Here is a 16,298-nt window from a genome sequence, read left to right on the forward strand (position 1 = left end):
GCTGCTGCAAGGAGCCTGCGATGACCGATGTCGCGCTGATCGATGCCGGCGGCGCCAACTTGGGCTCGGTGCGCTACGCGCTCGAACGTCTCGGCGTGGAAGCCCGCCTGGTACGCGACGCGGCGGACCTGCAGGGTGCGGACCGGGTGATCCTGCCCGGCGTCGGCGCCGCGCCGCATGCGATGGCACGGCTGCGCGAGCAAGGCCTGATCGAGCCACTACGTGCGTTGCAAGTGCCGCTGATCGGCATCTGCCTGGGCATGCAATTGCTGTTCGAACGCTCGGAGGAGGGCGATGTCGACTGCCTGGGCCTGTTGACCGGCGTGGTCCGGCGGATGCCGCCGGCGCTGGGCATCCGCGTGCCGCACATGGGCTGGAACCGACTGCTGCCGCTGCAGCCCTCGCCGCTGCTGGCGGGCGTGCCGGACGGCGCAAGCGCCTATTTCGTGCACGGCTATGCTGCGCCGGTCACTGCCGACACCGTCGCCGCCTGCGACCATGGCGGCCTGTTCACCGCGGTGGTGCAGCATGGCCGCCGCTGCGGCGCGCAATTCCATCCCGAGCGCTCGGCCGACACCGGCGCGCGCATCCTGCGCAACTTTCTCGAGACCGATTTCCCATGAGCTTCGTCGTCTATCCCGCGCTGGACATCCGCGACGGCCGCGTGGTGCGGCTGGCGCAGGGCGACTACGCCCGCGAGACCCACTACGGCGACGATCCGCTGCGCCGTGCGCAGGCCTTCGCCGAGGCCGGCGCGCAGTGGATGCACCTGGTCGACCTGGACGCGGCCCGTGCCGGCGGCTACACCCTGGCGCCGCTGCTGCAGCGGATCCGCAGCGAGACCGGGCTGCAGGTGCAGACCGGTGGTGGCGTGCGCTCGCGCGCCGACGTGCAGCACCTGCTGGATGCCGGCGCCAGCCGCGTGGTGATCGGCTCGCTGGCGGTACGCGACCGCGACTCGGTGCTGGAATGGCTGGGCGAGTTCGGGCCCGACCGCATCACCGTCGCGCTGGACAGCCGCCAGGACGCGCACGGCGTGTGGCGCTTGCCGGTGCACGGCTGGACCGAGACTTCGTCGCTGAGCCTGGATGCGCTGGCCGGCGAGTACGCCGCGGCCGGGCTGATCCATCTGCTATGCACCGACATCGCCCGCGACGGCATGCTGTCCGGGCCGAACTTGGCGCTGTACGCACACCTGCGGCAGCTGGCGCCGACGCTGGCGGTGCAGGCCTCCGGCGGCATCCGCGACGCCGCCGACGTGCGCGGCGCGCGCGAGGCCGGCTGCGCCGGCGCGGTCCTCGGCAAGGCGCTGCTGGAAGGGCGGCTGCGCCTGGACGAGGCGCTGGCATGCTGAGCCGGCGCATCATCCCGTGCCTGGACGTGCGCGAGGGGCGCGTGGTCAAGGGCGTCAAGTTCCGCGACCACGTGGACATGGGCGACATCGCCGAGCTGGCGCTGCGCTACCGCGACCAGGGCGCCGACGAACTGGTGTTCTACGACATCGGCGCCAGCCCGGAAGGGCGCTCGGTGGACTACGCCTGGGTCGAGAAGGTGGCGCGGCTGCTGGACATCCCGTTCTGCGTGGCCGGCGGCATCCGCGACGTTGCCACGGCGCGCGCGGTGCTGCACGCCGGCGCCGACAAGATCTCGATCAATTCGCCGGCGCTGGAGCGGCCGGCGCTGATCGCCGAGCTGGCCGAGGCCTTCGGCGTGCAGTGCGTGGTGGTCGGCATCGATTCGATCCGCGAGGACGACGGCCAGTGGCGCGTGCGCCGCTTCACCGGCGACCCCGGCAAGACCCAGGCGCTGCGCGTGCGCACCCTGGACTGGGTGGTGGAGGCGCAGCGCCTGGGCGCCGGCGAGATCGTGCTCAACTGCATGGACAGCGACGGCGTGCGCCGCGGCTACGACATCGCCCAACTGCATCAGGTACGCGCCCTGTGCAAGGTGCCGCTGGTGGCCTCCGGCGGCGCCGGCGAAATGCAGCACTTCGCCGACGTGTTCGAGCGCGCCGACGTCGACGGCGCACTGGCCGCCAGCGTGTTCCACAGCGGCGCGATCGCCATTCCCGAACTCAAGCGCTTCCTGCGCCAACAACAGATCGAGGTGCGCGATGGCGCATGAACACTCCGACGACGCAAACGTCGCCGACGCGGCGCTGGATTGGGGCAAGGGCGACGGCCTGCTGCCGGTGGTGGTGCAGGACGCCTCGACCCTGCGCGTGTTGATGCTGGGCTACATGAACCAGGAGGCGCTGGCGGCCACGCGCCGCAGCGGCCAGGTCACCTTTTACAGCCGCAGCAAGCAGCGGCTGTGGACCAAGGGCGAAAGCTCCGGCCATGTCCTGGACGTGGTGGCGATCGACACCGATTGCGATCGCGATACCTTACTGGTGCTGGCGCATCCGCGCGGGCCGACCTGCCACCTCGGCCGCGACAGCTGTTTCCCGCAGGCGCCGGGCCAGTTCCTGGGCACGCTCGACCGCCTGGTCGCGCAGCGCGAACGCGAGCGGCCGGCCGGCAGCTACACCACGCAGCTGTTCGAAAAAGGCACGCGGCGCATCGCGCAGAAGGTGGGCGAGGAGGGCGTGGAGACCGCGCTGGCCGGCGTCGCCCAGGACGACGACGAACTGCTGGGCGAGTCCGCCGATCTGCTCTACCACCTGACCGTGCTGCTGCGCGCGCGCGGCCTGGGCCTGGCCGACGCGGTGGCGGTGCTGGAAACGCGGCACCGCTGAGCTTGTCTGGCGCGGTCATCGCCGCGTCCGCATAGCTGGCTACAATCGAGGACCCTCGGCTTCTCCGGATGTTCCGCATGTTGCGCACCGTCGTCCTCGCCTGCCTGTTGGCTGCCGCCGCTCCTGCCGTGGCGCAGACCGCGACGATCAGCGGCAGCGTCTACCAGGAACGCGACAACGCCCCGGGCCGCGGCCCGGGCGATGCCGGCATCGCCGGCGTGCAGGTCTCCGATGGCGTGCACATCGTCCGCACCGATGCGCAGGGTCGCTACCACCTGCAGGTGGAACCCGGACGCACGGTGTTCGTGATCAAGCCCGACGGCTACAGCTTCGCCAGCGCCGGCAACGGCCTGCCGGACTACTGGCGGCACTACGCACCGGCCGGCTCGCCCAAGCTCAAGTATCCGGGCATCGCGCCCACCAGCGGCGCCACCGACCACTGGGATTTCGCGCTGCGCGCGCAGCCCAAGGCCGACAGCACCGAGGTGCTGGTGTTCGCCGATACCCAGACCGCATCGATGACCGACGTCGGCTACTACGCCCGCGACATCGTCGGGCCGCTGCGCGGCAAGACCCATGCGCGCATCGGCACCACCCTGGGCGACGTGGTCAGCGACGACCTGTCGCTGTATCCGGCGCTGAATGCGGAAACCGCCAAGCTCGGCGTGCCGTGGTTCCACGTGCCCGGCAACCACGACCTCAATTTCGATGCGACCGACGACGTCGATTCGCTGTCGAGCTGGCGCGCGGTCTACGGCCCCGACACCTATGCGGTGGAAGAGGGCGGGGCCAGCTTCGTGTTCCTGGACGACGTGGTCTACCAGCCGACGCAGCAGCCCAAGTACATCGGCGGCCTGCGCGCGGACCAGTTCGCGTTCCTGCAGGCCTACCTGGCCGGCGTGCCCAAGGATCGCCTGGTGGTGCTGGGCCTGCACATCCCGCTGTTCGACGCGGCGCCAGGCAAGGAGACCTTCCGGCATGCCGACCGGGCGCGGCTGTTCGCGCTGCTGCAAGCCTTCCCGCACGTGCTGGTGCTCAGCGGCCACAGCCACACCCAGCGTCACTACTACCACGGCGCCGACGAGGGTTGGCACGGCGCGCAGCCGCTGCACGAATACAACGTCGGCGCGGCCTGCGGCGCGTTCTGGTCCGGGGTCAAGGATGCACAGGGCATTCCCGCCGCGACCATGGCCGACGGCACCCCGAACGGCTATGCGTTGCTGACCGTGCGCCGCGACGGCGGCTACGCGCTGGCCTACCACGCCGCGCGAGCCGCCGACGACACGCAGATCGGCCTGCATGCGCCGAAGGTGTTGCGCCGTGGCGCCTATCCGGCCTGGGGCGTGTACGCGAACGTGTACATGGGCGAGGACGACAGTCGCGTCGAGTACCGCGTGGACGACGGCGCCTGGAAGCCGATGCAGCGGGTCGAACAGCCCGACCCGGCGCTGCTCGCCGAGAACGCGCGCGACGATGCCGCCGACGCGCTGCGCGGCTACGACCGCTCGCCGGAAGCGTCTCCCTCGCAGCACCTGTGGCGTGGTGCCTTGCCGACCGACCTGAACGTGGGCGCGCACCGCATCGAGGTCCGCGCGTTCGACCGCTGGCGTGGCGAGCAGCGCGCCAGCGGCAGCTACCGCTTGCAGGACGCCTCTCCCTGATCGCGGCACTGGCGTCGCGTCCTGGCGACACCAGCCCGATCGCGATCCAGGTTCTTTCGACCGCTATCTGTGCGGTGCCCGGCATCCGCGTGCGCTGGGCACCGCGCACTGCGCGCAGAAGTCGAAGTAGAACCGGTCGTGTCGTCGGCGATGAAGCCGGTGAGCCGATAGGCGATGGCATTGGCGAACGCCAGTCCGGCGCACCGTGCCAAGAGCCGTGCCGACTCTCATTTGCACGTTACGCGAAGGACGTTTTTTGTATTGATCGAGTAGCTGCACTGCTCCACACGTTTCGTCAGCGTTACATCATGCGTTTGTTTGTCCGCGTACTTGCAGCGTAGGGTGACGAACCGGCCCTCATCGTAGATGTGGCCGAGAACCCAGTGGCCGTATCGTTCCTTTGCCACGTCAGGTTCGAGCGTTGCGAGGTCCTGTGGTTCTCCATCGAATGCATCGATGTAGCGAAGTGGCTGATTCTGTCGCATGGGGCAGACTGAAGGCGCGGCGCGCACACTGCTGCAGCCCAATAGGCAAAGGAGAAGCGCGGCAATTTGCTTGCTCAATGACATAGAAGTCGTTTCCATTGTTTGAGTTGCCATGGGCGCCCCATCGCAGAATGCTTCGGCCGACAGCGTTGGAGCGTGTTATGAACTCGGGAGTAGAGAAGCAGCGTGGGCGTTCGTCGTCACGGGCCAGGCGCCGGAACCGATCGATCCAACCGAAACTGCGCTCCAAGACCCGGCGACGCGACAGCAGCGCAACGCCCTTCTTGGCCTCCGCCAGCTTTAGCACATGCAGTTCGCTGCCTTCCTCCTGCGCCGCTTCGGCCGGGCTTTCGCCCGTGTAGTCTTGATCGACCAAAGCCGGTTTCATCGTCTCGCCCACGACATGTTGAACGTCCTGCGTCAGCGATCGCACCTGCGCGCGCTCCTGCTGCCAACAAGTGGCCACCGCCATAGCGACCTTGCAGCTTTTCTTGCAGTTGCACACATCGTAGCCGGCGCTGATCCGCTTTCGCAGGTGGACTGCAGCGTTCGGCCATCCAGGATCACGGCGCAGGGCTGTCCTTGCTTGCCTTGCGCCACCCGCAGGATCGAACGCAAGTCGCTGACCATGGCCTCAAAAGCGGTCAGCCTGCAACCGCCGCTGGGTTTGCTCGTAGACCATCTCCCACGGCGGAAACTCATCGGCATCAAGCGCCAGGGCGCTCCAGCGCGTGCCCTCCAGTGGAATGCGTTGAACCTCAAGCGCACGCTGCCGTGCCTGCGGATGCGTCATTACCAGGTAGGGCGCGGCGAAAGCCCATTCTTCGTCGGAGACGTCGGTTGCGGAGGCGTGTGGCGGCTTCATCCGCCTACGATAGCCGCGTGAACTCCAAGTTCTTGACACGCTCCAGGCCCGGCGATTGCCCCGAACACCCACCTCAATCGACCTGCTGAGACGGCTGTGAACCATCGCTGCGGCACGTCCGGCGGCTGCCGGTCCGGAGTCAGCATGAAATAAAAAAACCTCCATGAAGGAGGCCGACGAAACGAGAGGATCCTGGCTGGCGAGCGAAGGCTGGCGGGCGGATCGGTGCGCAGCTGGCTGGCGAAAGGCTGGCGGGCTTGCTGCGGGCGCAGTGTAGCGGCCGTATGCGATCGACGATCGAACGCGAATCACTCTCATCTATCGGTTCGCTACGGACGCCTGCTCTAGGCCTCTGTCAGGCACACCGATCGTCGGGGCCGCCGCGGATGGGGCCGCAAGGGCGCTGCTCGACCGAACAGGGTGGCTCACTGCGTGGGAGCGGCGGTCGGTGGCGCTAGCGCCTGTCTTGCGGGCGTCTGGGGAGCAGTGGCTTGCGTGGCCCCGGGCGCAAGGTCCGGTTCGTCATCGGTCGCAGTCGCTGCGTCGTCCGCCTCGGGCTCCGGATACGGATAGGGCGGTGCGGCGGCGTTCGGCAACTGCGCGCGCCAGCGCTGCAGCCACTGCCCGATGCGCGCACCCACGTAGAGCTGCGGATACGATGGCGCCTCGCCTTCGGCCTGCTCGCGTGCGCTGATCTCGGCACTGGCCATGCGATAGCTGTCGACCAGATCGGTGGTGTGCGCCAGCGCATCGATCAGCCAGGCGCGGCCGAAATAGGTGGCGCTGGCGGTGTTGCCGCAGCCGAACGAGGGCCGGTCGCGGCGCGCGGCGGCGATGACCAGGGTGTCGGCGGTCTTCAGCGCCGGCACGAAGCCCCCGGAGTAGCAGGCCGAGATCACGATGATGCGGTTGCGGATGCCGGCGTCGTCGAGCAGGCGGCGCAGTTCCTGCGGGGTGATGGTGTCGTACTCGGCATCCTCGCCGGGACCGAACTGCAGATACAGCTCGTGTTGGTCGGTGCCGTGGCTGGTCAGGAACAGCAGCAACGCGTCCTCGCGCTTGTCCATCAGCTTGCCGACGCGGTCCAGCGTATCGGCCAGGTTGTCGTAGGAGGCCTGCGGTGCGTAGGCATGTGCGCCGAGATTGTCGCCGTGATTGATCAAGGTGGCGATGCGGCCTGCGGCGCCGAAGCGCTGCGTGAACATCTGCCGCAGGTACAGCACTTCGTTGCGGAACACGTCCTCGCTGGCGTCGCCGGCGAAGCCGACCACGTACAGGTCGGGGATGCCGGGGCGCTGTGGCTGCAGCGACCCCAGCGCCTGGCGCAGTTGCGCCTGGTCGACCGGATCCTGCGCCGCCTCGTCCTGCGCGGTGTCGGCCGTGCCGGCCGGCATGGCGCCGGCATCGGGATGGCAGGCGGGCAGCGCCAGCGCCAGCAGGGCGGCCAGCAGCAGCCGGCCGCGCACCACGGCGAGCGGGCGCTGCAATGCCGCCAAAGCGGCCATCAAGACAGCGACAGGCCTGCGCATGCGCGGGCTCAGAAGCCCAGGTCGGCGAAGCTCTCCGCGCGGCGGTGGCCGTTGCAGGCCTCGCCCTGGCGCGGTTGCGGGTAATCGTCGCGGCGATCGATCAGCACCGTGTCCAGCCCGGCGGCGCGGGCCGCATCCAGTTCGGCGACCACGTCGGACAGGAACACGATCTGCGCCGGCGCCACGCCGATCGCCTCGGCGATGCGCGCATAGCTGGGCTGCTCGCGCTTGCCGCCGATCTCGGTATCGAACCAGCCGGAGAACAGCTCGCGCAGGTCGCCGGCATCGCTGTGGCCGAAGAACAGCTTCTGCGCGGGCACCGAGCCGGACGAGTACACGTACAGCGCGCGGCCGTCGGCATGCCAGCGGCGCAAGGCCGGCGCGGCATCGGGATAGATGTGCGCGGTGAAGTCGGCATCGCGGTAGCCGGCGTCCCAGATCATGCCCTGCAGCGCCTTCAGCGCGGTGTGCTTGCGGTCCTGGTCGATCCAGCCCTGCAGGGTCTCCACGATCACCGCATCGGTGCAGATGCCGCCGCATTCGGTGGCGACCGCGTCCAGCCACTGCCGCACCTGCGGTTGCTGGCCATGCTCGCGCACGAAGCCGGGCAAGGCGCGGCGCGCGTAGGGAAACAGCACGTCCTTGACGAAGGAGATGCTGCTGGTGGTGCCTTCGATGTCGGTGAGAACGACGCGTGGATCGGTCATCGCTCAGTGCGCCTCGCCGCGCAGCTTCGCCTCGTAGCGCGGGAAGCGCTGGGCGATGTCGGTGCCGGTGAAGTGGCCGACCCAGCCATCCGGCTCGGTGAAGAAGCGGATCGCGACGAAGCGCGGCTCCGGCCCCATGTCGAACCAGTGGTGGGTGCCGTCCGGCACCGCGATCAGATCGTTCTGCACGCACTCGATCTCGTAGACCTTACCATCCACGTGCAGGGTGAACAGGCCGGAGCCGGCGACGAAGAAGCGCACCTCGTCTTCCTTGTGGAAGTGCTCGTCGAGGAACTTCTTGCGCATCTCCTCGCGCTGCGGGTTGTCCGGGGTGATGCTGACCACGTCCACGGTCTTGAAGCCGTTGGCGGCCACCAGGCGGTCGATGTCGGCCTTGTAGGCAGCCATCACCGCCTCTGGCGTGGCGCCGGCCTCGATCGGCTGGTTGGCCTGCCAGCGCTCGAAGGTGACGCCGATCTTGCGCAATTCGGCGGCGATCGCGTCGCCCTCGCGGCTGTCGAACAGCGGCGTGTCGGGAGTGGTGTCGGCGAAGATGCGGAGTCGGCTCATGGCGGCGGGCGAAAGCGGCAGTGGGGACGAAAAGGGTAGCAGGTGCGCGGCCGGCGGCCGTTGCGGCGCTGGAACGCTGTCGCGCCGCGGCGGATCAGCCGGCGGCGCGCAGTTTGCGCAGCTCCAGCTCGCAGTGCAGCAGGAATTCGAAGGCTTCGAGGTGGCGGCGCGCCTCGGCCATGTCACGGCCCCAGGCGTACAGGCCGTGGCCGTCGATCAGGTAGCCCCACAGCGGCGTGCGGTCGAGCAGGGCGTCGACCTGCGCCGCCAGCACGGTCATGTCCTGGGTGTTGGCGAACACCGGCAGGTCCACCGCGGTCTCGTGGGTCTGGTTGCCGTGCAGCGCCTTCAGCAGTTCGTAGCCTTCCAGGCGGATGTGGCCCTGCGGCGCATACAGCCGCGAGGCAATGGTCTGCACCGGCGAATGCGTGTGCAGAATGCAGCCGACCTCCGGGAAGCGCCGGTACAGCTGGGTGTGCAGCAGGGTCTCGGCGGACGGGCGCAGCGGCCGGCCGACGGCCTGGCCGTCGAAGTCCACCACCATGATGTCGTCCTCCACCAGCCGGCCCTTGTCGCGGCCGGAGACGGTGATCGCGGCATGGCGATCGTCCAGCCGGTGCGAGAAGTTGCTGCTGGTGGCAGGCGTCCAGCCGGCCTGCGAGAGCTCGCGGATGTTGTCGATCAGCAGGTGCGCCAGCGTGCGCAGGCGCTCGGAATCGTAGGGCAGTGCGTTCATGCGCGTAGTGTAGGGCTTGAGCGCTGGATTGGGATGACAGGCGATGGTGCACCCAGTAGCACCTGCTCGCGCCGTACCCTCATCCCAACCCCTCTCCCGGAGGGAGAGGGGCTCTATGGCTCAGCCTTGGCCGGTGCGGCGCAGGCGGCTGTGGCGGTAGCCGTAGCCGAAGTAGATCGCCAGGCCGATCACCGTCCAGCCGGCCATCAGCATCCAGTTGTGCGCGGTCATCGCCGACAGCAGCGCCAGGCAGCTGAGCACGCCGGCGATGCAGATCGGCCAGGCGAACGGGATGCGGAACGGGCGCGGCAGGTCCGGCTGGGTACGGCGCAGGATCAGCACGCCGGCGCAGACCGCGGCGAAGGCGATCAGCGTGCCCATCGAGGTCAGTTCGCCCAGCACGTCCAGCGGGAACAGCGCCGCCAGCAGCGCGATGCCGATGCCGGTGATCACGGTGTTGACGTGCGGGGTGCGGTAGGTCGGGTGGATCTTGGTGAACACCGGCGGCAGCAGGCCGTCGCGGGCGATGATCATGAAGATGCGCGGCTGGCCGATGATCATCACCAGCACCACCGAGGACAGGCCGATCAGCGCGCCGATCTCCACCACCACGCGCAGCCAGGCCAGCTGCGGATGCGCCGCCACCGCGGTCACCACCGGCTCGTCGGTGCCCAGCTGCGTATATGGCAGCAGCCCGGTCATCACCGCTGCCATGGCGATGTACAGCACCGTGCAGATCACCAGCGACAGGATCATGCCGATCGGCAGGTCGCGCTGCGGCCGATGCGATTCCTGCGCCGCCACCGACACCGCCTCGAAGCCGATGTAGGCGAAGAACACCATCGCCGCACCGCGCAGCACGCCGTCCAGGCCGTACTTGCCCGGGCCTTCATTGGCGGGGATGAACGGGTGCCAGTTGGCCGGGTCCACGTATTTCCAGCCGGCGGCGATGACCAGCACGATCAGGCCGCTCTTCAGCACCACCATCGCCATGTTCATCGCCGAGGACTTGCGGATGCCGACGTAGCACAGCCAGGTCAGCAGCAGCACGATGCCGGCGGCGGGCAGGTTGGCGATCGCGCCGGTCGGCTGCAGCTTGCCGTCCAACGGCGCGTTGACCAGGGCCGCGGGCAGATGGATGTCGAAGTGGTCGAGCAGGCTGAGGAAATAGCCGGTCCAGCTGACCGCCACCGCCGAGGCCGACACCCCGTACTCCAGCACCAGCATCCAGCCGATGAACCAGGCCGCCAGCTCGCCGAAGGTGGCGTAGGTGTAGGTGTAGGCGCTGCCGGAGACCGGCACCATCGCCGCGAACTCGGCGTAGGCCAGCGCGCAGAACGCACAGCACACCGCGGCCAGCACGAACGAGAGCATGATCGCCGGTCCGGCGTGGTTGGCCGCGGCCTGCCCGGTGATGACGAAGATGCCGCCGCCGATCACCGCGCCGATGCCCAGCGCGGTCAGGCCCCAGGGGCCGAGCGCGCGTTGCAGGCCCAGCCCGCCGGCGTCCTCGTGGCTGGCATGGGGGTGTTTGGTGGCCAAGAGTTGTTTGAGCATGGAGCGGTTCCAGCCGGACGCGGCGTGCGAGGAAGAGGGGACGAACGCGAAGACCGGCGCGGACGCCGGTCTTCGGGGGAGCGGATCAGGCCTTGGCGGCCAGGCGGCTGTTGCGGATGCCGTAGAAGAAGTAGATGCACAGGCCGATCAGGGTCCAGCCGACGAACACCTTCCAGTGCTCCTGGAATGCCTGGAAGAACAGGCCGACGCAGAACAGCGCGCCCAGCGGGCACACCGCCCAGAACAGCGGCACCCGGAACGGACGCGGCAGATCGGGACGGGTGAAGCGCAGCACCATCACGCCGACGCAGACCGTGGCGAAGGCCAGCAGGGTGCCCATCGAGACCAGTTCGCCGAGCACGTCCAGCGGGATCAGCCCGGCCAGCAGCGCGGCCAGCACGCCGACCACCACGGTGCCGACGTACGGGGTGTGGAAGCGGCGATGGACCTTGCCGAACAGCTTCGGCAGCAGGCCATCGCGCGCCATCGTGTAGAAGATGCGCGGCTGCGCCATCAGCATCACCAGCACCACCGAGGACAGGCCGGCGATGGCGCCGATCTCGACGAAGGTCTTCAGCCAGGCCAGCTGCGGATAATGCTCCAGCGCGGTGGCCACCGGCTTGGCGGTACCCAGTTGGGTGTAGGGCAGCAGGCCGGTCAGCACCGCGCAGACGATGATGTAGATGACGGTGCAGATGGCCAGCGACACCAGGATGCCGATCGGCATGTTCTTCTGTGGGTCCTTGGTCTCGCCGGCGGAAGTGGAGACCGCATCGAAGCCGATGTAGGAGAAGAACACGATGGAGGCCGCACGGAAGATGCCGCTCCAGCCGAACTCACCCGGGCCGGTGTTTTCCGGGATGAACGGATGCCAGTTGTCCGGGTTGATGTAGAAGACGCCGACGCCGACGAACAGGCAGATCACCAGCACCTTGATCGCCACCACGATGGCGTTGACGAAGGCCGACTGGGTGACGCCGACGTAGCACAGCGTGCTGACCGCGGCCACGATCAGCACCGCCGGCAGGTTGACGATGTTGCCCGAGGCCACGAACGCGTGGCCGGTCCAGGTCAGCGGTGCGCTGGCCAGTTCCGCGGGGAAGGGCAGGCCGAGGGTGCCGGTGACGAAGCTGATCAGGTAGGCCGACCAGCCGACCGCGACGCTGGAGCCGGCGAACAAGTATTCCAGCACCAGGCACCAGCCGATGAACCAGGCCACGCCTTCGCCGAGCGTGGCATAGGAATACGAGTAGGCGCTGCCGGAGACCGGCAGCATCGCCGCGAACTCGGCGTAGCACAGGCCGGCGAAGGCGCAGGCCAGGCCGGCGAACACGAACGACAGCATCACCGCCGGGCCGGCGTGATTGGCCGCGGCCTGGCCGGTGAGCACGAAGATGCCGGCGCCGATCACCGCGCCGATGCCGAGCAGGATCAGGTGCCGGGCGGTGAGGGTGCGTTTGAGGGTGGCTTCGCCCTCCAGACTGCCTTCGAACGGTTCGCCGGCATCGACGTGACCGGCGGGTTCGATCGGCTTGACCCTCAACAGAGACTTGAGCATTCGGTGCATCCCCAGGTGGCGGTACGGGGCAAGCGGCCCCGGCAATGGCGAAGCGCCGGGCCCGCAGCGGGCGACGCAAGCGTCGTACCATGCCAAAGCCGGCCGGCCGCCACAAGCCGCGCTGCACCGTGGACGGCGATAATGGCCGCCCCCGAACGCGAGAACGCCGATGCCGGAGCCGTCCCTACGCCAGCAGTTGCAGGCCCACGCCCGGCAGTGCCCGGACCAGGCCGAGGTCGCCGCGCAGTTCCTGGCCTTGCTCGACGACACCGCCGATCCGTTCGTGCGCGACCGCCTGGATGGCCATTTCACCGGCTCGGCCTGGCTGGTCAGCGCCGACGGCACGCGCACCCTGCTGACCCACCACCGCAAGCTGCAGCGCTGGCTGCAACTGGGCGGGCACGCCGATGGCGACCGCGATCTGGCGCGGGTGGCGCTGAAGGAAGCGGAGGAGGAGTCGGGACTGCCTGGCCTGGCGCTGGAGGATGGCGCGATCTTCGACCTGGATCGCCACTGGATTCCCGCCCGCGGCGAGGTGCCGGGGCACTGGCACTACGACGCGCGCTACGTGGTCCGCGCCGGCGCCGACGAGGCTTTCGCGGTCAGCGAAGAATCGCTGGCCCTGGCCTGGCGCCCAATCACCGAACTGCTGGACGAAGAGGACCTGGATCCGTCGCTGCGGCGCATGGCGCGCAAGTGGCTGCAACGCAGTGCATCAGCCCCTCTCCCCTTGGGAGAGGGGTTGGGGTGAGCGTCGGGGCGCGCAGCGCATGCGGTGTTTTTGCTGCACGAGGCTGCGCCCGGACCCTCATCCGCCCCTTCGGGGCCCCTTCTCCCGACGGGAAAAGGGGGACGCCAAAGCCCCTCTCCCCTCGGGAGAGGGGTTGGGGTGAGGGTACGGGCGCGCAGCGCACCCGCGAATCCCCAATCCCAAATCCCCATTCCCCGCTAGTAAAGAATGCGCGTCCGCAACGTCCCCGCCACCTGCGCCAGTTCGTCCTTCAGCACCGCGGCCAGCTCCTCGCTGGCGGCGACGTCGATCACCACGTAGCCGACCTTGGGGTCGGTGCGCAGGAACTGACCGTCGATGTTGACGTTGTGGCGCGAGAACAGCTCGTTGATCTGCGACAGCACGCCCGGCACGTTGCGATGGATGTGCAGCAGGCGCAGGCTCTCGGCGTGCTCGGGCAGGGTGACCTCGGGGAAGTTCACCGCCGACAGGGTGCTGCCGTTGTCGCTGTAGCGCACCAGCTTGGCCGCCACTTCCACACCGATGTTGTCCTGCGCCTCCAGCGTGCTGCCGCCGACGTGCGGGGTCAGGATCACGTTGTCGTGCGCGGCCAGCGGCGATTCGAACAGGTCGCCGTTGCCCTTGGGTTCGATCGGGAACACGTCCACCGCGGCGCCGCCGATGTGGCCGCTGCGCAGCGCCGCGTCCAGCGCATCAATGTCGATCACGGTGCCGCGCGAGGCGTTGATCAGATGCGCACCCGGCTTCATCTGCGCCAGTTGCGCCGCCCCGATCATGTTGCGGGTGGCCGCGGTTTCCGGCACGTGCAGGGTGACCACGTCGGCGCGCGCCAGCAGGTCGTCCAGGTCGGTGGCGGTGCGCGCGTTGCCCAGCGACAGCTTGGTCTCGATGTCGTGGAAGATCACCTGCATGCCCAGCGACTCGGCCAGCACGCCGACCTGGGTGCCGATGTGGCCGTAGCCGACGATGCCCAGCACCTTGCCACGGGTCTCGTGGCTGCCGGTGGCCGACTTCGACCAGCCGCCGCGGTGGCATTCGGCATTCTTCTGCGGAATGCCGCGCAACAGCAGGATGGCCTCGGCGATCACCAGTTCGGCGACGCTGCGGGTGTTGGAGTAGGGCGCATTGAACACGGGGATGCCGGCCAGTTCGGCGGCGTCCAGGTCGACCTGGTTGGTGCCGATGCAGAAGCAGCCGACTGCGATCAGGCGCTTGGCCTGGGCCAGCACCTCGGCGCTGAGCTGGGTGCGCGAGCGGATGCCGACGATGTGCGCCTCGGCGATGCGCTGCTTGAGTTCGTCTTCCGGCAGCGACTTGGCGTGCAGCTCGATCTGCGAGTAACCGGCCGCGCGGAACACGTCGACGGCGGTCTGGCTGATGCCTTCAAGCAGCAGCACGCGGATATCCTGCTTCGGAAACGAGGTCTTCTTGGGCGACATTGCAGTGAGGGAGCGATGGCCAACGGGCCGGTCACTATGCCAGATGGCTGGGTGCTTTGGTGCGCCGCAATAGGATGTCGGCGGTACCGCGACTACATTGCGGATATATGGTTTCGGATGCATCGAATGTATCGGGACCCGGGACCCGGGACCCGGAAAATCAAAAGCGTTCTAAGGTGCTGTCAAAGAACAGTTCAGGCTTACGCTTTTCCCGGGTCCCGGGTCCCGGGTCCCGGGGTTCACCAACTGGACGCCATCGCACAACGCTGGCACGCTTGAACGCTTATCTACGCTCCGACCTCTCCGCCCATGACCGATCCGCGCCTGGATGCCCTGGCCCTTGCCGTTCCCGGCCTGCGCCTGAAGACCGATCCCGCCGACCTGGAGCACTACGGTCGCGACTGGACCCGGCGTTGGACCCCGGCGCCGCTGGCCATCGCGTTGCCGGCGACGGTGGAAGAGGTGCAGGCGGTGCTGCGCTGGGCCAATGACCACGCGGTGGCGGTGGTGCCCTCCGGCGGCCGCACCGGCCTGTCCGGCGGCGCGGTGGCTGCACACGGCGAGCTGGTGCTGAGCCTGGAGCGGATGAACAAGGCGCTGGCCTTCGACCCGGTCGACCGCACTCTGACCGTGCAGGCCGGCATGCCGCTGGAAGCGGTGCACAACGCCGCGCGCGAGTATGGCCTGCTGTACCCGGTGGACTTCGCCGCGCGCGGGTCGTGCTCGATCGGCGGCAACATCGCCACCAATGCCGGCGGCATCCGCGTGATCCGCTACGGCAACACCCGCGAGTGGATCGCCGGGTTGAAGGTGGTCACCGGCAGCGGCGAACTGCTCGAGCTCAACCGCGGGTTGATCAAGAATTCCAGCGGCTACGATTTCCGCCAGTTGCTGATCGGTTCCGAAGGCACGCTGGGCATCGTGGTCGAGGCCACCCTGCGGCTCACCGACCCGCCGCCGCCGAGCAATGTGATGCTGCTGGCGCTGCCCTCGTTCGAGGTGCTGATGCAGGTGTTCGCGGCGTTCCGCAGCCGGCTGCAACTGGAGGCGTTCGAGTTCTTCACCGACCGCGCACTGCAGCACGTGCTGGCGCATGGCGCGCAGGCGCCGTTCGACACGGTGTATCCGTATTACGTGGTCACCGAATACGCCAGCGGCAACGAGGCGCAGGAGGCCGCGGCGCTGGCGGCGTTCGAGGCGTGCATGGAGCAGGGCTGGGTATTGGACGGGGTGATCAGCCAGAGCGAGGCGCAGGCCGCGCAACTGTGGCGCCTGCGCGAAGGCATCACCGAGGCGGTGGCGCGCTACACCCCGTACAAGAATGACGTGTCGGTGCGGATCTCGGCGATGCCGGCGTTCCTGGCGCGCACCCAGGCGCTGCTCGGCGAGGCCTACCCGCAGTTCGAGGTGGTGTGGTTCGGCCACATCGGCGACGGCAACCTGCACATCAACGTGCTCAAGCCCGACGCCACTGCGCCGGCCGACTTCATCGCCGCCTGCGAGCAGGTCACCAAGCTGCTGGCGCAGGTGCTGGCCGAGCACGGCGGCAGCATCTCCGCCGAGCACGGCATCGGCCTGGTCAAGAAGCCGTACCTGGAGAGCACGCGCAGCGCCGAGGAGATCGCGCTGATGCGCGCGGTCAAGCGCGTATTCGATCCGTCCGGTCTGCTCAATCCGGGCAAGCTGTTCGATCCCTGAGCATG

Annotated in this window: 17 protein-coding genes; 7 read left to right on the top strand and 10 right to left on the bottom strand. The window is 68.6% G+C overall.

Annotated features, from left to right (window positions below; all coding sequences use genetic code 11):
• The first annotated feature begins 20 nt into the window (after positions 1 to 20).
• The 5 genes from hisH (at position 21) to GGR71_RS11220 (ending at position 4,398) form a co-directional block, all read left to right on the top strand.
• Positions 21 to 623 (top strand): imidazole glycerol phosphate synthase subunit HisH, encoded by a 603-nt coding sequence (hisH, locus tag GGR71_RS11200; RefSeq protein WP_160958567.1) that lies wholly within the window; start codon positions 21 to 23, stop codon positions 621 to 623.
• Positions 620 to 1,354, top strand: a complete 735-nt coding sequence (gene hisA, locus GGR71_RS11205; RefSeq protein WP_160958569.1) for a 1-(5-phosphoribosyl)-5-[(5-phosphoribosylamino)methylideneamino]imidazole-4-carboxamide isomerase — start codon at positions 620 to 622, stop codon at positions 1,352 to 1,354. The genes hisH and hisA overlap by 4 nt, the downstream gene beginning before the upstream one ends.
• The gene (hisF, locus tag GGR71_RS11210) at positions 1,348 to 2,124 is read left to right on the top strand and encodes an imidazole glycerol phosphate synthase subunit HisF (RefSeq protein WP_160958572.1); all 777 of its coding nucleotides are present in this window, start codon (positions 1,348 to 1,350) and stop codon (positions 2,122 to 2,124) included. Before hisA ends, hisF begins: the two co-directional genes overlap by 7 nt.
• A complete protein-coding gene (hisIE, locus tag GGR71_RS11215; protein WP_160958574.1) occupies positions 2,114 to 2,737 on the top strand; it encodes a bifunctional phosphoribosyl-AMP cyclohydrolase/phosphoribosyl-ATP diphosphatase HisIE in 624 nt (207 codons plus the stop codon). The genes hisF and hisIE overlap by 11 nt, the downstream gene beginning before the upstream one ends.
• Before the next feature lie 77 nt (positions 2,738 to 2,814).
• The gene (locus GGR71_RS11220) at positions 2,815 to 4,398 is read left to right on the top strand and encodes a calcineurin-like phosphoesterase C-terminal domain-containing protein (RefSeq protein ID WP_184451949.1); all 1,584 of its coding nucleotides are present in this window, start codon (positions 2,815 to 2,817) and stop codon (positions 4,396 to 4,398) included.
• A 227-nt stretch (positions 4,399 to 4,625) separates the two neighbouring features.
• On the opposite strand, the gene GGR71_RS21060 is transcribed toward GGR71_RS11220, so the two are convergent.
• The 9 genes from GGR71_RS21060 to GGR71_RS11255 all read right to left on the bottom strand — a co-directional run bounded on the left by GGR71_RS21060 (position 4,626) and on the right by GGR71_RS11255 (position 12,405).
• Positions 4,626 to 4,910 (bottom strand): STY0301 family protein, encoded by a 285-nt coding sequence (locus GGR71_RS21060; RefSeq protein WP_456362620.1) that lies wholly within the window; start codon positions 4,908 to 4,910, stop codon positions 4,626 to 4,628.
• Positions 4,807 to 5,355 carry a hypothetical protein gene (locus tag GGR71_RS21065; RefSeq protein ID WP_456362621.1) on the bottom strand — a complete coding sequence of 183 codons (549 nt, stop codon included), beginning with the start codon at positions 5,353 to 5,355 and terminating at the stop codon, positions 4,807 to 4,809. Before GGR71_RS21065 ends, GGR71_RS21060 begins: the two co-directional genes overlap by 104 nt.
• Positions 5,356 to 5,517: 162 nt before the next feature.
• Positions 5,518 to 5,748, bottom strand: coding sequence for a hypothetical protein (locus tag GGR71_RS21070; RefSeq protein ID WP_456362616.1), 231 nt, complete (start codon positions 5,746 to 5,748; stop codon positions 5,518 to 5,520).
• Between the two features lie 425 nt (positions 5,749 to 6,173).
• Positions 6,174 to 7,253: a C13 family peptidase gene (locus GGR71_RS11230; RefSeq protein ID WP_160958578.1), complete on the bottom strand. Its 1,080-nt coding sequence runs from the start codon at positions 7,251 to 7,253 to the stop codon at positions 6,174 to 6,176.
• A 32-nt stretch (positions 7,254 to 7,285) separates the two neighbouring features.
• Complete coding sequence (mtnC, locus tag GGR71_RS11235) at positions 7,286 to 7,984, bottom strand: acireductone synthase (protein ID WP_160958581.1); 699 nt, start codon at positions 7,982 to 7,984, stop codon at positions 7,286 to 7,288.
• A 3-nt stretch (positions 7,985 to 7,987) separates the two neighbouring features.
• Positions 7,988 to 8,554 (bottom strand): 1,2-dihydroxy-3-keto-5-methylthiopentene dioxygenase, encoded by a 567-nt coding sequence (locus tag GGR71_RS11240; protein WP_160958583.1) that lies wholly within the window; start codon positions 8,552 to 8,554, stop codon positions 7,988 to 7,990.
• Positions 8,555 to 8,648: 94 nt separating this feature from the next.
• Positions 8,649 to 9,290 (bottom strand): methylthioribulose 1-phosphate dehydratase, encoded by a 642-nt coding sequence (locus GGR71_RS11245; RefSeq protein WP_017912143.1) that lies wholly within the window; start codon positions 9,288 to 9,290, stop codon positions 8,649 to 8,651.
• Positions 9,291 to 9,410: 120 nt separating this feature from the next.
• The gene (locus tag GGR71_RS11250; protein ID WP_048489074.1) at positions 9,411 to 10,847 is read right to left on the bottom strand and encodes an amino acid permease; all 1,437 of its coding nucleotides are present in this window, start codon (positions 10,845 to 10,847) and stop codon (positions 9,411 to 9,413) included.
• Between the two features lie 85 nt (positions 10,848 to 10,932).
• The gene (locus GGR71_RS11255; protein WP_160958586.1) at positions 10,933 to 12,405 is read right to left on the bottom strand and encodes an amino acid permease; all 1,473 of its coding nucleotides are present in this window, start codon (positions 12,403 to 12,405) and stop codon (positions 10,933 to 10,935) included.
• Between the two features lie 169 nt (positions 12,406 to 12,574).
• On the opposite strand from GGR71_RS11255, the gene GGR71_RS11260 reads away from it, so the two are divergent.
• Positions 12,575 to 13,156 carry an NUDIX hydrolase gene (locus GGR71_RS11260; protein WP_160958588.1) on the top strand — a complete coding sequence of 194 codons (582 nt, stop codon included), beginning with the start codon at positions 12,575 to 12,577 and terminating at the stop codon, positions 13,154 to 13,156.
• Between the two features lie 197 nt (positions 13,157 to 13,353).
• On the opposite strand, the gene serA is transcribed toward GGR71_RS11260, so the two are convergent.
• A complete protein-coding gene (gene serA, locus GGR71_RS11265) occupies positions 13,354 to 14,595 on the bottom strand; it encodes a phosphoglycerate dehydrogenase (protein WP_160958591.1) in 1,242 nt (413 codons plus the stop codon).
• A gap of 309 nt (positions 14,596 to 14,904) precedes the next feature.
• Between serA and GGR71_RS11270 the strand changes: the two genes are divergently transcribed.
• Positions 14,905 to 16,293, top strand: coding sequence for an FAD-binding oxidoreductase (locus GGR71_RS11270; RefSeq protein ID WP_160958593.1), 1,389 nt, complete (start codon positions 14,905 to 14,907; stop codon positions 16,291 to 16,293).
• The last annotated feature ends 5 nt before the right edge of the window (positions 16,294 to 16,298 follow it).

The sequence above is a fragment of the Xanthomonas sp. F1 genome (genome assembly GCF_014199855.1).

Coding starts and splice junctions, on each gene's coding strand:
- GGR71_RS11220 (WP_184451949.1), top strand. CDS start 2,815: ATGTTGCGCACCGTCGTCCTCGCCTGCCTGTTGGCTGCCGCCGCTCCT.
- GGR71_RS21070 (WP_456362616.1), bottom strand. CDS start 5,748: ATGAAGCCGCCACACGCCTCCGCAACCGACGTCTCCGACGAAGAATGG.
- hisA (WP_160958569.1), top strand. CDS start 620: ATGAGCTTCGTCGTCTATCCCGCGCTGGACATCCGCGACGGCCGCGTG.
- hisF (WP_160958572.1), top strand. CDS start 1,348: ATGCTGAGCCGGCGCATCATCCCGTGCCTGGACGTGCGCGAGGGGCGC.
- GGR71_RS11255 (WP_160958586.1), bottom strand. CDS start 12,405: ATGCTCAAGTCTCTGTTGAGGGTCAAGCCGATCGAACCCGCCGGTCAC.
- GGR71_RS11245 (WP_017912143.1), bottom strand. CDS start 9,290: ATGAACGCACTGCCCTACGATTCCGAGCGCCTGCGCACGCTGGCGCAC.
- GGR71_RS11240 (WP_160958583.1), bottom strand. CDS start 8,554: ATGAGCCGACTCCGCATCTTCGCCGACACCACTCCCGACACGCCGCTG.
- GGR71_RS21065 (WP_456362621.1), bottom strand. CDS start 5,355: ATGGCGGTGGCCACTTGTTGGCAGCAGGAGCGCGCGCAGGTGCGATCG.
- GGR71_RS11260 (WP_160958588.1), top strand. CDS start 12,575: ATGCCGGAGCCGTCCCTACGCCAGCAGTTGCAGGCCCACGCCCGGCAG.
- GGR71_RS11250 (WP_048489074.1), bottom strand. CDS start 10,847: ATGCTCAAACAACTCTTGGCCACCAAACACCCCCATGCCAGCCACGAG.
- hisH (WP_160958567.1), top strand. CDS start 21: ATGACCGATGTCGCGCTGATCGATGCCGGCGGCGCCAACTTGGGCTCG.
- mtnC (WP_160958581.1), bottom strand. CDS start 7,984: ATGACCGATCCACGCGTCGTTCTCACCGACATCGAAGGCACCACCAGC.
- GGR71_RS11230 (WP_160958578.1), bottom strand. CDS start 7,253: ATGGCCGCTTTGGCGGCATTGCAGCGCCCGCTCGCCGTGGTGCGCGGC.
- GGR71_RS11270 (WP_160958593.1), top strand. CDS start 14,905: ATGACCGATCCGCGCCTGGATGCCCTGGCCCTTGCCGTTCCCGGCCTG.
- serA (WP_160958591.1), bottom strand. CDS start 14,595: ATGTCGCCCAAGAAGACCTCGTTTCCGAAGCAGGATATCCGCGTGCTG.
- hisIE (WP_160958574.1), top strand. CDS start 2,114: ATGGCGCATGAACACTCCGACGACGCAAACGTCGCCGACGCGGCGCTG.